Annotated in this window: 16 protein-coding genes; 9 read left to right on the forward strand and 7 right to left on the reverse strand. The window is 73.3% G+C overall.

Features of this window, described 5'->3' with window-relative positions; translation table 11 throughout:
• Positions 1–31 precede the first annotated feature (31 nt).
• Complete coding sequence (locus AC3ERT_RS04075) at positions 32–622, reverse strand: TetR/AcrR family transcriptional regulator (protein WP_435124868.1); 591 nt, start codon at positions 620–622, stop codon at positions 32–34.
• Positions 623–716: 94 nt separating this feature from the next.
• Between AC3ERT_RS04075 and AC3ERT_RS04080 the strand changes: the two genes are divergently transcribed.
• On the forward strand, positions 717–1,457 hold the full coding sequence (locus tag AC3ERT_RS04080; RefSeq protein ID WP_435172703.1) for an SDR family oxidoreductase: 741 nt from the start codon (positions 717–719) through the stop codon (positions 1,455–1,457).
• A gap of 9 nt (positions 1,458–1,466) precedes the next feature.
• Here the strand turns inward: AC3ERT_RS04080 and AC3ERT_RS04085 are convergent, their stop codons facing one another.
• The gene (locus tag AC3ERT_RS04085) at positions 1,467–1,856 is read right to left on the reverse strand and encodes a hypothetical protein (protein WP_335981748.1); all 390 of its coding nucleotides are present in this window, start codon (positions 1,854–1,856) and stop codon (positions 1,467–1,469) included.
• 140 nt (positions 1,857–1,996) lie between these two features.
• On the opposite strand from AC3ERT_RS04085, the gene AC3ERT_RS04090 reads away from it, so the two are divergent.
• A complete protein-coding gene (locus AC3ERT_RS04090; RefSeq protein ID WP_435172704.1) occupies positions 1,997–2,620 on the forward strand; it encodes an ATP-binding protein in 624 nt (207 codons plus the stop codon).
• 124 nt (positions 2,621–2,744) lie between these two features.
• On the opposite strand, the gene AC3ERT_RS04095 is transcribed toward AC3ERT_RS04090, so the two are convergent.
• Complete coding sequence (locus AC3ERT_RS04095) at positions 2,745–3,461, reverse strand: SigE family RNA polymerase sigma factor (protein WP_335981826.1); 717 nt, start codon at positions 3,459–3,461, stop codon at positions 2,745–2,747.
• A 463-nt stretch (positions 3,462–3,924) separates the two neighbouring features.
• Between AC3ERT_RS04095 and AC3ERT_RS04100 the strand changes: the two genes are divergently transcribed.
• The 4 genes from AC3ERT_RS04100 (at position 3,925) to AC3ERT_RS04115 (ending at position 7,479) form a co-directional block, all read left to right on the forward strand.
• Complete coding sequence (locus AC3ERT_RS04100; RefSeq protein WP_335981745.1) at positions 3,925–4,602, forward strand: response regulator; 678 nt, start codon at positions 3,925–3,927, stop codon at positions 4,600–4,602.
• Positions 4,599–6,203: an ATP-binding protein gene (locus tag AC3ERT_RS04105; RefSeq protein WP_435172705.1), complete on the forward strand. Its 1,605-nt coding sequence runs from the start codon at positions 4,599–4,601 to the stop codon at positions 6,201–6,203. The genes AC3ERT_RS04100 and AC3ERT_RS04105 overlap by 4 nt, the downstream gene beginning before the upstream one ends.
• Positions 6,200–6,847 (forward strand): hypothetical protein, encoded by a 648-nt coding sequence (locus tag AC3ERT_RS04110; RefSeq protein WP_435172707.1) that lies wholly within the window; start codon positions 6,200–6,202, stop codon positions 6,845–6,847. The genes AC3ERT_RS04105 and AC3ERT_RS04110 overlap by 4 nt, the downstream gene beginning before the upstream one ends.
• A gap of 131 nt (positions 6,848–6,978) precedes the next feature.
• Positions 6,979–7,479, forward strand: a complete 501-nt coding sequence (locus tag AC3ERT_RS04115; RefSeq protein ID WP_335981739.1) for a VanZ family protein — start codon at positions 6,979–6,981, stop codon at positions 7,477–7,479.
• Between the two features lie 108 nt (positions 7,480–7,587).
• Here the strand turns inward: AC3ERT_RS04115 and AC3ERT_RS04120 are convergent, their stop codons facing one another.
• Both AC3ERT_RS04120 and AC3ERT_RS04125 read right to left on the reverse strand, forming a co-directional pair.
• Positions 7,588–7,899: a hypothetical protein gene (locus tag AC3ERT_RS04120; RefSeq protein ID WP_335981737.1), complete on the reverse strand. Its 312-nt coding sequence runs from the start codon at positions 7,897–7,899 to the stop codon at positions 7,588–7,590.
• Between the two features lie 92 nt (positions 7,900–7,991).
• The gene (locus tag AC3ERT_RS04125) at positions 7,992–9,155 is read right to left on the reverse strand and encodes an adenosine deaminase (protein WP_335981735.1); all 1,164 of its coding nucleotides are present in this window, start codon (positions 9,153–9,155) and stop codon (positions 7,992–7,994) included.
• A 100-nt stretch (positions 9,156–9,255) separates the two neighbouring features.
• Here AC3ERT_RS04125 and AC3ERT_RS04130 point away from each other — a divergent pair, with 100 nt between their 5' ends.
• The 3 genes from AC3ERT_RS04130 to AC3ERT_RS04140 all read left to right on the forward strand — a co-directional run bounded on the left by AC3ERT_RS04130 (position 9,256) and on the right by AC3ERT_RS04140 (position 10,923).
• On the forward strand, positions 9,256–10,038 hold the full coding sequence (locus AC3ERT_RS04130) for a dienelactone hydrolase family protein (protein WP_335981733.1): 783 nt from the start codon (positions 9,256–9,258) through the stop codon (positions 10,036–10,038).
• A 61-nt stretch (positions 10,039–10,099) separates the two neighbouring features.
• Positions 10,100–10,573 carry a hypothetical protein gene (locus AC3ERT_RS04135; RefSeq protein ID WP_435172709.1) on the forward strand — a complete coding sequence of 158 codons (474 nt, stop codon included), beginning with the start codon at positions 10,100–10,102 and terminating at the stop codon, positions 10,571–10,573.
• Positions 10,570–10,923 carry a hypothetical protein gene (locus AC3ERT_RS04140; RefSeq protein ID WP_435124845.1) on the forward strand — a complete coding sequence of 118 codons (354 nt, stop codon included), beginning with the start codon at positions 10,570–10,572 and terminating at the stop codon, positions 10,921–10,923. Before AC3ERT_RS04135 ends, AC3ERT_RS04140 begins: the two co-directional genes overlap by 4 nt.
• 54 nt (positions 10,924–10,977) lie before the next feature.
• On the opposite strand, the gene AC3ERT_RS04145 is transcribed toward AC3ERT_RS04140, so the two are convergent.
• Both AC3ERT_RS04145 and AC3ERT_RS04150 read right to left on the reverse strand, forming a co-directional pair.
• Positions 10,978–11,907 carry an aldehyde dehydrogenase family protein gene (locus AC3ERT_RS04145; RefSeq protein ID WP_335981731.1) on the reverse strand — a complete coding sequence of 310 codons (930 nt, stop codon included), beginning with the start codon at positions 11,905–11,907 and terminating at the stop codon, positions 10,978–10,980.
• A complete protein-coding gene (locus AC3ERT_RS04150; RefSeq protein WP_335981730.1) occupies positions 11,904–13,361 on the reverse strand; it encodes an aldehyde dehydrogenase family protein in 1,458 nt (485 codons plus the stop codon). The genes AC3ERT_RS04145 and AC3ERT_RS04150 overlap by 4 nt, the downstream gene beginning before the upstream one ends.
• Between the last annotated feature and the right edge of the window lie 4 nt (positions 13,362–13,365).

Genomic DNA, 13,365 nt, shown 5'->3' on the forward strand with positions numbered 1-13,365 from the left:
CCGCCCGCCCGCGCTGCCCCGCCCCGAGGACTCAGGGGCGGGGCAGCGCGGCGAAGTCCACCGAACCGAGGCCGTCGGCGAGTTCGGCGGCCGCCTCCTCGATCCGGGCGGCCAGTCCGGCGCTGCCCGGATCGTCGGTCCAGCGGTCGAAGGCCGTACGGAAGACGGCGACACCGACCTGGGCGAGCAGCCCGGCCTGCGACGCGGTCGCGCCCCGGTCCTCGAGCGCGTCCACCACCGCCGCGGTCACGGCGGCGAACTTGGTGCGCCCCCGCTCCTGCAACTCAGGGCTGGCCTGGACGACCGCGCGCCGCTGAACGGCGAGCGGCGCCTGGCGGGCCAGTGCGTCCGAGACGTCCAGCAGGCCGGCCAGCAGCGCCGCGAACGGCGACAGGGCCTCGTCGGCCGCCCGCACCGCGCCCGCGAGGGCGGCCGGCAGCCGGTCGTCCTCGGCGAAGAGCACATCGCGCTTGTCCGCGAAGTACCGGGAGAAGGAGCGCCGGGTCAGCCCCGCCCGCTCGGTGATCTGCGTGACGGTGACGTTCTCGTACCCGTGCTGGAGGAACAGCTCCAACGCTGCCTCGCGCAGCCGGTCTTCGGCGTGCGGGTCCCATCGCGGCATACCCGCAGTCTAACAGTGACGACTCGCTGGGACATCATCGGTGCTACGCTGACGGCTCACTGAGTCATCATCTTCGAGGCACAGGAGTACCGCCATGTCTGGTGCAGGGACTTTTTCGGGGCAGCGCGTCGTCGTCATCGGCGGCAGTTCGGGGATGGGGCTGGCCACGGCCCGCGCCGCGGCGGCCGCCGGGGCGGCGGTGACGATCGCGTCGAGCAGCCAGGCGCGGATCGACGCGGCGCTCGCGGAACTGCCGGACACCTGTGACGGCGCCGCCGTCGACATCCGCGACGAGGCCGCCGTCGCCGACCTCTTCGCCCGCGTCGGCGGGCTCGACCACCTCGTCTACACCGCGGGGGACGCGGTGCGCCCGCAGCCGCTGGCCGACCTGCCGCTCGACGAGGCCCGCAAGCTCCTCGACGTCCGCTTCTGGGGCACGGTCACCGCGGTCAAGCACGCGGCGCCGCGGATACGGCCGGGCGGCTCCATCGTGCTGACCTCCGGCACGGTCGCGGTCCGCCCGGTGCCCGGCGCGGCGCTCGCGGCCGGTTCCGCGGCCGCCATGGAGGGCCTTACGCGCGGGCTGGCCGCCGAACTCGCCCCGCTGCGCGTCAACGCGGTCCGGGCCGGCGCGGTCCGCACGCCGCTGTGGGACCCGGTCCCCGAGCCGCAGCGCACCGCGCTGTTCGCCTCCCTCGCCGACCGGACGCTCACCGGGGCCATCGGCGAGGCCGACGAGATCGCCGCCGCGCACCTCTACCTGATGGGCAACCGCTTCGTCACGGGAACCGTGCTCACCGTCGACGGCGGTGCCCTCCTCACCGGCGCCCGGTAGCCCCCGGCGTCAGTGCGTCAGGACGCCGGTGAGCGGGCCGACGAGGGGGAGGGTGCCGAGCGAGCCGCCGCTGGTGAGCGGGGCGGTGGCGTCCGTGGTGGAGACGGGTCGGAAGTCGGCGATCTGCGAGCCGACGCCGTTCGTCAGCGGGTCGACCGTGGTGTTGTTCAGCGGGTCGAGCTTCAGGTCGCGGACCGGCGCGATCCCGCTGGCGAGGGCGCCGGTGACGGACTGGGTGGGCACCGCCGAGGTGATCCCCGAGGTGGGCAGCGCGTCCGTGGTGCGCTGGAGGTCGGGCAGCGCGGTGGAGGCGTCCGCGGCGACGGCGCCGGCCGCGGGAGCGGCGACCGCCGCCGCGGCGGTCAGCGTGAGGACGAGGGCGGTGCGCAGCGAGGGCATGGAACGGCTCCTGTCGACGTAACGGCTTGCCGTCGCAGCGTAACGCAATGACCGCGGACGGTAGTTGTCATACCGCGCGGCGTCCCTCGGGCGGGGTTGCGGGAGAATGGTTGTCCGTGAGTCCACCTTCCCGTTCCCGTGTGATCCTGCTCGCCGGGCCGTCCGGCTCGGGCAAGTCCTCGCTCGCCGCCCGCACCGGGCTGCCCGTCCTCGCACTCGACGACTTCTACAAGGAGGACGGCGACCCGACGCTCCCGCTGCTGCCCGGCGGCACCGCCGTCGACTGGGACGCCCCGGACTCCTGGCACGCGGACGCCGCGATCGCCGCGATCAGCGCACTGTGCGAACAGGGCAGCACCGACACCCCGCGGTACGACATCTCCGCCAGCGCCATCAGCGGGTGGAACCGGCTGGACCTCGCCGGGGCGCCCCACTTCGTGGCAGAAGGCATCTTCGCCGCCGAGATCGCCGAGCGCTGCCGCGCGCTCGGGCTGCTCGCCGACGCGATCTGCCTGCGCGGCAGCCCCGCCACCACCGCCCGCCGCCGCTTCGTGCGCGACCTGCGCGAGGGCCGCAAGTCCGTACGCTTCCTGGTCCGGCGCGGCTGGCACCTCTTCCGCGCCGAACGCGCGATCGTCGGGCGCCAGGTCGGGTTCGGCTGCTCGCCCTGCGACCAGCGCGAGGCCCTGGCCCGTATCACCCGGCTCGGCAGCGCAGCACCGGCCGCCACGGTGCCGGTGTCGTCACCGGCCGCCGGCGGGTGAGCCGCCGCCCCGCGCGCGGCCGGTGAACACGCGCGAGGGCCGGACGGCACCCCTCCGTGCCGTCCGGCCCCGCTCCCCCGTACGCCCCCCTTGCCCGTGCGGTACGCCCCCGGAACCCCCGGGCTCAGGCGACCAGCTCGCCGAACGCGTCCTCCTCGTCCCGGCCGAAGCTCAGCGCCTCGTCCTCGCGCATACGGCGCAGCGAGCGCCAGATGCTGCTCTTGACGGTGCCGACGCTGATGTTGAGTATGTCGGCGATCTCCGGGTCGGTGCGGCCCTCGTAGTAGCGCAGCACCAGCATCGTGCGCTGCTGCTCGGGCAGGCGGGCCAGCGCCTGCCACAGCACCGCGCGCAGCTCGGTGCCGCCCATCTCGTCGGTGTCGCCGACCGTCTCGGGCAGCTCCTCGGTCGGGTACTCGTTGAGCTTGCGCCGCCGCCAGGCGCTGATGTGCAGGTTGGTCATGGTCCGCCGCAGGTAGCCGCCGACGGCCGCCTTGTCGCTGATCCGGTCCCAGGCGCGGTAGGTGGAGAACAGCGCGCTCTGGAGCAGGTCCTCGGCGGCGAAGCGGTCGCCGGTGAGGTGGTAGGCGGTGGCGTAGAGCGAGGCCCGGCGCTCCTGCACGTAGGCGGTGAACGCGGCCTCCGCGTCGGCGGAGTGCTGCGGGGTGCGCGGCGCCGCGGCCTGCGCGGGCACCCGCTCCGCGGTGGGCTGCTCGGTGCCGACCGGGGCGATGTGCGCCGGGCGCGGGCGGGGCGCGGTGTGGCCGCCGGTGCGGCGGAACCCCGGGCGGGTGTGCGCGCTGTGAACTGCGGTGGTGGTGGTGCTGTGCAGTGCGTTCATCATCGCGCCCCCGTCTGTGGAACCTGCCGCGTGGTCTTCGGCGTCGTAGCTTTGAAGCCGCCGCGTTTCTTCGATGGGGATAACCCTGCCGGGCCAGTTTCATCGGGCTGTCCGGCGAGTGTCACAGCCGCGCAACAGAGCCGTGCGGCTGGCTGGGCGGACCCTCCGGGGTGGGGGGTGCTGTCGGCTGAGGGACCACCTGTCGGTGGGGGGTTCTCGCGCGGTTCCTCGCGCCCCTGGGTAACTGTCGGGACTTCCTGCGCTGGCCGCCCGCGTACTGGGGGGTTTCTGTCGGTTCCGGGACCACCTGTCGGTGGGGGCTGGTCGCGCAGTTCCCCGCGCCCCTGGGTTGCTTCTGGACTTCCTTGGTTGAGCTGTGGTGGTCGGCGGTGGATGTGGGGGAGATGAAAGGAGGGTGAGACCCCTTCCCGCTCAGGTGCCCGAGTAGGCAACAATGGCGCCCGTGCCTTTCCTGTTGCTGATCGAGGATGACGACGCCATCCGTACGGGTCTTGAACTCGGCCTGTCGCGGCAGGGTCACCGTGTGGTGGCCGCTGCGACGGGAGAGGACGGGCTGAAGCTGCTCAAGGAGCAGCGCCCGGACCTGATCGTGTTGGACGTGATGCTGCCGGGGATCGACGGCTTCGAGGTGTGCCGGCGTATCCGGCGGACCGACCAGCTGCCGATCATCCTGCTGACCGCGCGCAGTGATGACATCGACGTGGTCGTGGGGCTGGAGTCCGGCGCGGACGACTACGTGATCAAGCCGGTGCAGCCGCGGGTGCTGGACGCGCGGATTCGGGCGGTGCTGCGGCGCGGGGAGCGCGACAGCACGGACTCGGCGGCGTTCGGGGCGATCGTGATCGACCGCAGCGCGATGACGGTGACCAAGGATGGCCAGGACCTTCAGCTCACGCCGACCGAGCTGAGGCTGCTGCTGGAGCTGAGCCGCCGGCCGGGGCAGGCGCTGTCGCGGCAGCAGTTGCTGCGGCTGGTGTGGGAGCACGACTACCTGGGCGACTCGCGGCTGGTGGACGCGTGTGTCCAGCGGCTGCGCGCGAAGATCGAGGACGTGCCGTCGTCGCCGACGCTGATCCGTACCGTGCGCGGTGTCGGCTACCGCCTGGACACGCCTCAGTGAAACGTGCTCAGGGCAGCCCGTTCTGGCTGCTGCGCTGGACCAGCCTGCGGCTGCGGCTGATCGGGGTGTTCGCGCTGGTGGCGCTCACCGCGGCGGTGTCGGTGTCGGGGATCGCGTACTGGCTCAACCGCGACGCGGTGCTGACCCGGGCGCAGAACAGCGCGCTGGACGACTTCCGCGACTCGCTCCAGCGCAACGCCGCCTCGCTGCCGGTGGAGCCCACCTGCGAGTCGGTGGCCGCGGCGGCGAACCGGATCGGCGGCCCGGACACCTACCAGGTCATCCTGCTCGACATCACGTCGGACCAGCGGTGCGCGGAGCGCTCCGAGGGCAGCACGTTCTCGATGGACGACGTGCCCGCGTCGCTGGTGCGGGCGGTCAACACCAAGCACACGAAGGACGACAACCGCTACCACCTGCACTGGGAGCGGATATCCCTGGCCGGCCACCCCTACCTGGTGGCCGGTGCGCGGATCAACGACGACGGCCCGACCGGCTACATGCTCAAGTCGCTGGACGCCGAGCGCAAGGACCTCAACTCGCTGGCCTGGTCGCTGGGCATCGCCACGCTGCTGGCGCTGATCGGGGCGGCCCTGCTGGCGCAGGCGGCCGGCTCCGCGGTGCTGCGCCCGGTGCGGCGGCTGGGTGAGGCCGCGAAGCGGCTGGGCGAAGGGCAACTGGACACGCGGCTGAAGGTGTCGGGCACCGACGAACTCGCCGAGATGTCCATGACCTTCAACAACGCGGCCGAGCAACTGGAGGGCCGGGTCGAGGAGTTGCGGGCCCGGGAGGCGGCCAGCCGCCGCTTCGTGGCCGACATGTCGCACGAACTGCGCACCCCGCTCACCGCGATCACCGCGGTCACCGACGTGCTGGAGGACGAGGCGGACGCGCTGGACCCGATGATCGCCCCGGCGGTACGGCTGGTGGTCAGCGAGACCCGGCGACTGAACGAACTGGTGGAGACGTTGATGGAGGTCACCCGGTTCGACGCCGGGACGGCGAAGCTGCGGGTCGACGAGGTCGACGTCGCCGACATGATCATGGCGTGCATGGACGCGCGGGCCTGGCTGGACTCGGTCGAACTGGACGCGCCGCGCGGCGTGCTGGCGACGATCGACCCGCGCCGCCTGGACGTGATCATGGCGAACCTGATCGGCAACGCCCTCAAGCACGGCGGCTCCCCGGTGCGGGTCACGCTGCGCCGGGAGGGCGGCGCGGACGGCGAGATCGTGATCGTGGTCTCCGACCGCGGGCCGGGCATCCCCGAGGACGTCCTGCCGCACGTCTTCGACCGCTTCTACAAGGCCGACGCCTCCCGCGCCCGCTCCGAGGGCAGCGGCCTCGGCCTGTCCATCGCGATGGAGAACGCGCACATCCACGGCGGCGACATCACGGCCGCCAACAGCCCCGACGGCGGCGCGGTGTTCACCCTGCGGATGCCGGTACGGCCGCGCGCCGAGGAAGGCGACGACGACGCCCAGGGCGGCGGCAGCAACGGCGGCGGCAGCAACGGCGGCGGTAACGGCGGCAGCAACAACGGCAACGGCGGTACGGGACCGGCGGGCGGCGCCGACGGGCCCGCGGGGAGCGCGCGATGACGCTGAGAAACGCTCCCGCGGGCACCCCGCGGTCCGGGGGCCGGCGTGCCCTGCGCGGCTCCACGGCCGCCCTGGCGGCCTCCTGCGCGGCCCTGGCGGCGCTGTCCGGCTGCGGCATCCGCAGCACCACCGTGCCGGTGGACGACGGGCCCGCGCCCTCCCGGGTGGCGTGCGCGCCGCCCGGCGCGTCGGCCACCCCGGGCCAGGACACGATGGTCGACAAGGTCTACCTGGTCTGCAACACCCAGGTCACTCCGGTCAGCCGGTACGTCGACGTGCGCGACGGCCGGCTCGACCGGATCGGCGAGGTCCGCACGCTGCTCGCCCAGCTCCAGATGAGCCCGCGCACCGCCGAGACGAAGGCCGGCTTCTCCACGGCCGTGCCCGGCACCCTCCAGGTCGTCGAGGTCGTCTCGGGCAGCCACAAGGGCGCCCTGCTGCTCAACCTCCGCCCGCAGGACCTGCCGTCCTTCGCGCTCGCGCAGCTGGTCTGCACGCTGACCGCGGACTCGCTGGTCTCACCCGGGCACTCGGTGGTGCTCGGCGGCCCGGAGCAGGACGCCAAGCTGCGCTCCTACACCTGCACGTCGGATCTGCGCAGCCGTTCCGACGCGGCGGACGGCGCGGGCACCGCGGTCGGCTGACCGCCCGCGCCGGGCCCGGTGGCGGTGGCAACTGCCCCGCACGCGGCTTGTGATGGGGATCACGCAGGTGGCGGGCGTGTCGCGGTGGCGGACCGGGAACCGGCGCGCGCGACCCGGACGTCATCGACAACGTGCGGCACGACGGCTTCGTCTTCAGGGTGCGCGCGGCCGGGCTGCTGCTCACCGCCGCATATCTCGTGTTGGTCGGGTGGCAGCTCCTGCGGCCGCACGACGTGGCGTGGGTGTCCGCGCCCAACCTCCAGCCGCTGGACACCATCCGCGACGACCTGTCGCTGGGGCCCCTGCAAGCCGCCCGGCGGCTCGGCGCGGGGCTGGGGCTGCTGGCCCCCCTCGGCGTGCTCCTGCCGATGGCCGGCGGCCGGGCGGACAGCTCGGGGCTCGCGTCTTTCGTCCGCACCACCTTCGCCGGCCTGATGGTCTCCCTGCTCGTGGAGTTCGCCCAGACCATGGTGCCCGGGCAGATCTTCGACGTGGACGCCCTCATCCTCAACACGGTGGGCGTCGCCGCCGCGCACCTGCTGATCGTGCCGGCCGCCCGGCGCCGTATCCTCCGCGAGGCCGCGCCGATCCCCCAGACCGCCCACGAACCCCTCCCGGCCAGCATGCCGTAGGGCCGCGCCGGCGCTCCGCCCCGACGCACGACGTTCCCCGCACCCGGCAAGGGGTACGGGGAACGCCGCGGAGTGCGGCCGCCGCCGGCCGCGGGGTCCCTTGCGGGGTCAGCCGCCGATCGGCAGGCCGCCGAGCAGGCCGGTGGCCGAGCCCAGGGAGTTGCCGGAGAGGTGGTTGCCCGACGGCAGCAGGCTGGTGGCCGAGCCCGTCGGCAGCGCGGACGTGCCGTTGCTGAGCGCGGTCTGCGCGCCGGTCACCGTGGAGGCGGCACCCGGCAGCAGGTTGGCGGCCGAGCCGACCGGCGCGAGGGCGTCGCTCGACTGCGCCAGCCCGGCCGCGGACGCGGTGCCCGCAGCAGCGGCGGTGACGGCCAGCCCGAGGACGGCGGTCGTGAGGGTCTTCTTGGTGAGGGTCTGCATGAGCACAGAACGTAGTGACGCGGGCGCGCCGTGTGCAACCGGCGTGGCGCGGCTTTGCGCCCGCCGCGCGCCGCGCCGCGCCGGCGCCGGGTTCAGCCCTGCTCGGCGGCGGAACCGCTGGCCACGGAGGGTGCGGCGGCGCCCGCCGCGAAGAGCCACTCGGCCTTCAGAGCCGCATAACCGGGCTTGATCACCTCGTTGATCATGGCGAGTCGTTCATCAAAAGGGATGAACGCCGACTTCATCGCATTGACGGTGAACCACTGCATGTCGTCCAGCGTGTAGCCGAACGCCTCGACGAGGTGGCCGAACTCCTCGCTCATGCTGGTGCCGGACATCAGCCGGTTGTCGGTGTTGACGGTGACCCGGAAGTGCAGCCGCCGCAGCAGCCCGATGGGGTGCTCGCGGTAGGAGGTGGCGGCGCCGGTCTGGAGGTTGGAGGTGGGGCACATCTCCAGCGGCACCCGCTTGTCGCGGACGTAGGAGGCGAGCCGGCCCAGGTGCACCCCGTCGCCGTCGACGGTGATGTCGTCGATGATCCGCACACCATGGCCGAGCCGGTCGGCGCCGCACCACTGGAGGGCCTGCCAGATCGACGGCAGGCCGAACGCCTCCCCGGCGTGGATGGTGAAGTGGTTGTTCTCGCGCTTGAGGTAGTCGAACGCGTCCAGGTGCCGGGTGGGCGGGAAGCCCGCCTCGGCGCCGGCGATGTCGAAGCCGACGACGCCCAGGTCCCGGTAGCGGTTGGCGAGTTCGGCGATCTCCTGGGAGCGGGCGGCGTGCCGCATCGCGGTGAGCAGCGCGCCCACCCTGATCCGGTGGCCCGCCTCGCGCGCCCGCCGCTCGCCGTCGCGGAAGCCCTCGTTGACCGCCTCGACGACCTCCTCCAGCGACAGCCCGCCCTCCAGGTGCTGCTCGGGGGCGTAGCGCACCTCGGCGTAGACCACGCCGTCGGCCGCCAGGTCCTGCGCGCACTCGGCGGCGACCCGCACCAGCGCGTCGCGGGTCTGCATCACCGCGCAGGTGTGGGAGAAGGTCTCCAGGTACCGTTCGAGGGAACCGGAGTCGGCCGCCTCACGGAACCACAGGCCGAGCTTGTCCGGGTCGGTCTCGGGCAGCCCTTCGTATCCGGTCGCCCGGGCGATGTCCACGATCGTGCCGGGGCGCAGGCCGCCGTCGAGGTGGTCGTGGAGCAGGACTTTCGGGGCGCGGCGGATCTGCTCCCCCGAGGGGAGGGTGGGCGTGGCGTTCTCCATCCTCGAACGATAGCCCCTACGCGCGTAGATATCGCCTTCCAGGCAACTATTTTCCGCCTGGCCATCGAACGCACACCCTCCTGTCTGCCATCGTTGCGCCATGGCTTCGCAAGCATTACCGGCGCGTGGCGCACGACTCGGGCGGCAGGTGGCACCCGGGCGCACACCACGGCAGCAGGGGCAGCACACCGAGGTGCCGACCGTGCGCGCGGTGGTGCTCGCGCTGCCCGGCGGCAACGCGCTGAGCACCCGGCGGCGTTCGCCGATGGCCGCGGCCGCGATGTGGCCGCTGACCCGGCACCTGGTGCGGGTCGGTGCGGCCGACGGGGTGGCCGCGCACGTCGTGCACTACCGCTTCCGCGGGTGGAACGGCGCGCACGCGCACCCCGCGGAGGACGCGGAGTGGGCGGTCGGCGAGGTCGTACGCCGCTACGGCGACGTGCCCGTCTGCCTGCTCGGGACCGACATGGGCGCGCGGGCGGCGCTGCACGCCGCCGGGCACCCCGCCGTGCGCTCCGCCGTCGCGCTCGCGCCCTGGCTGCCGGAGGGCGACGAGCCCGAGCCGGTGAAGCAGCTCAACGGGCGGCACGTGCTGATCGTGCACGGCACCGACGACAGCACGACCGACCCCGAGCTGTCGTACGAGCTCGCCGAGCGGGCGAAGAAGGGGAACCGGGAGGTCTGCCGGTTCGAGGTGCACTCCGACGGGCACGGGCTGCACCACCACCGCCACGAAGTGGCCGCGCTCGCCGCGGACTTCGTCCTCGGCACCCTCCTCGAACGCCCCTTCTCCCGCCCCGTCGCCGACGCCCTCGCGGCCCCGCCGCCCCTCGGCCTGCGCATGCCCCTGGCCGCCGGCTTCGGCCGCACCCTCTCCCGCTGACCGGCCGCCCGGACGGAGGAAGCCCGTGCGCGAGAGGGACATCCGAAGTAGTGTGGATGTCATGACCTCTGCCTACGAGGACGTTCCGTTCAGCGAACTGCTGCATCATCCGGCGGCGACCGCGCGCAGGCTCGACGCCGTGCGTGCGCTCAGACTGCGGCGACGCGACGCGGAAGACCTGGCCTTGATGAGCGTGACGCAGATGGAGCAGGACGCCACCGTCGTCGACTTCTCCGCCCGGCTGCTGGCCGGCCTGGTGCGGAGCGAGAACATCGCCGCACTGCGGCAGGTGCTGCCCGAAGCGCTGCCGTGGAGCACGTTTCTGCCCGCGGACGACATCGACGCGCTGCTGTCCGAGTTGGTGGCCACCGCACGCGGGGCGCTGGCTCTGGACAACCTCGCGCCGATCGCGCTGCTGCTCGCCCAGTGGCGCCACACCGCCGAGGTCCACGCGGACCCGGCACTGCATGCCCTCCTCACCCGCGAACCCGAGGGAGACCTCGGGCCGGTGCCCGTTCCGGAGAACGGCGCATGACACCCAAACGCGGTGACCGCGCCGCGCCGCCTCCGGTCGGCACCGAGTACGACCTGCGCTTCGCCAGCGCCGAAGCGGCCGACGGATGGGAGCAGTTGGCCCGACAGGCCGCGGGCAACCTCCGACGGGCGTTCGACCGTATCCGTGCGGCACCCCGCGCCACGGACCAGCCCACGCGCCACCACCGCTTGAAGGGTTCCCTCGGGAGCGGCGTCTTCAAGGGCTGCTCGCTGGAACGCTGGCAGTACGAAGTCACGTCGGGCGGACGCATCTGGTATCTCGTGGACGATGACACGCGGACCGCATGGATCACCTACGCCGGTACCGGTCACCCCAAGGCGACCGACTGAACGTCGCCGCGGGGTGACCGGGGGGGTGGTCCGGCGGGGAACCGGGGCCCGGGGTCAGACGCCGGTGGGGTGCCAGACGGTTTTGGTCTCGAGCCAGGCGGTGAGGCGGGAGGTGCCCGGGGAGGCGGTCCAGGTCTCGGCGGGGGAGGGGCGGCGGACGCGCTTGAGGTTGTCGGCGGCGGCGGCCTCGAGTTCGGCGGCGAGTTCGGGAGCCGCGCCGGTGAGGTCGATCGCGTTGACGTCCTGGTGGGCAGCGAGCGGCGCCGCGAGCTCGGCGGTGCGGCCGGAGAGGATGTTGACCACGCCGCCGGGGACGTCGGAGGTCGCCAGCACCTCGCCGAGGGAGAGGGCGGGCAGGGGCGCGCGCTCGGCGGCGACCACCACCGCGGTGTTGCCGGTGGCGATCACCGGCGCGAGGACGGAGACCAGCCCGAGCAGGGACGAGTCCTGCGGCGCGAGGACGGCCACCACGCCGGTCGGCTCCGGGGTGGACAGGTTGAAGTAAGGACCGGCAACCGGGTTGGCGCCCCCTACCACCTGAGCGACCTTGTCCGTCCAGCCGGCGTACCAGACCCAGCGGTCCACCGCCGCGTCCACCACCGCGCCGGCCTTCGCCCGGGACAGCCCCTCCGCCTCGCCGACCTCGCGGACGTACTGCTCGCGCCGGCCCTCCAGCATCTCCGCGACGCGGTACAGCACCTGCCCGCGGTTGTACGCCGTCGCGCCCGACCAGCCCGCGAACGCCTTGCGCGCGGCCACCACCGCGTCCCGCGCGTCCTTGCGCGAGGCGAGCGGCGCGTTCGCCAGCCACGCCCCGCCGCCCCCGCCCTTGCCGCGGCCGCGACCACTGCCGCCGCCCTTGGACTCCGTCACCTCGTACACCCGGCCGCTCTCGGAACGGGGGAACTTCCCCCCGACGTACAGCTTGTAGGTCTTCAGGACGCTCAGCCGCGCCGCACCCTCAGTACGCTCGGACTCCGTCATCGGTCCAGCTCCCCTTCCTCGGCGAGGTACGCCGCCAGGCCGTGCCGGCCGCCCTCCCGGCCGTAGCCGGACTCCTTGTAACCGCCGAACGGCGAGGTGGGGTCGAACTTGTTGAACGTGTTCGCCCACACCACCCCCGCCCGCAGCCGGTCCGCCATCGCCAGGATGCGCGAACCCTTCTCCGTCCAGATCCCCGCGGACAGCCCGTACGGCGTGTTGTTCGCCTTCTCCACCGCCTCCGCCGGGGTGCGGAAGGTCAGCACCGACAGCACCGGGCCGAAGATCTCCTCCCGCGCGATCCGGTGCGCCTGCGTCACCCCGGTGAACAACGTCGGCGCGAACCAGTAGCCGGACGTGGGCAGTTCGCACGCCGGCGCCCACCGCTCGGCGCCCTCCGCCTCGCCCGCCGCGGCCAGCTCGGTGATCCGGGCCAGCTGCTCGGCGGAGTTGATCGCGCCGATGTCGGTGTTCTTGTCCAGCGGGTCGCCCACCCGCAAGGTGCCCATCCGCCGCTTCAGCGCGTCCAGCACCTCCTCCTGCACCGACTCCTGGACCAGCAGCCGCGACCCGGCGCAGCACACATGGCCCTGGTTGAAGAAGATCCCGTTGACGATGCCCTCGACGGCCTGGTCGACCGGCGCGTCGTCGAAGACGATGTTCGCCGCCTTGCCGCCCAGCTCCAGCGTCACCTTCTTGCGGCTGCCCGCCACCGTGCGGGCGATCGCCTTGCCGACCTCCGTCGACCCGGTGAACGCGACCTTGTCCACGCCCTCGTGCGCGACCAGCGCCGCGCCCGCGTCGCCGTAGCCGGTGAGGATGTTGACCACCCCGCGCGGCAGGCCCGCCTGGCGGCACACGTCCGCGAAGAACAGCGCGCTCAGCGGAGTGGTCTCGGCCGGCTTGAGTACCACCGTGTTGCCCGCGGCCAGCGCCGGCGCGACCTTCCACGCCAGCATCAGCAGCGGGAAGTTCCACGGGATGACCTGCCCGGCCACGCCCAGCGGCCGCGGGGCGGGCCCGCAGCCGGCGTACTCCAGCTTGTCCGCCCAGCCCGCGTAGTAGAAGAAGTGCGCCGCCACCAGCGGCAGGTCCACGTCCCTGGTCTCGCGGATCGGCTTGCCGTTGTCCAGCGTCTCCAGCACCGCCAGCTCCCGGGCCCGCTCCTGGAGGATGCGGGCGATCCGGAAGAGGTACTTGCCGCGCTCGGCGCCCGGCAGCGCCGACCACTTCCCGAACGCCTTGCGCGCCGCCCGCACCGCGCGGTCGACGTCCGCCTCACCGGCCCGCGCGACCTCCGCGAGCACCTCCTCGGTGGCGGGGGAGACGGTCTTGAAGACCCGGCCGTCGGCGGCCTCGGTGAACTCGCCGTCCACGAACAAGCCGTACGAGGGCGCGAGTTCCACGACCGCGCGGGACTCCGGCGCGGGCGCGTACGCGAACTTCTGGTCTGCCATGAGG

Source organism: Actinacidiphila sp. bgisy145 (assembly GCF_057708125.1).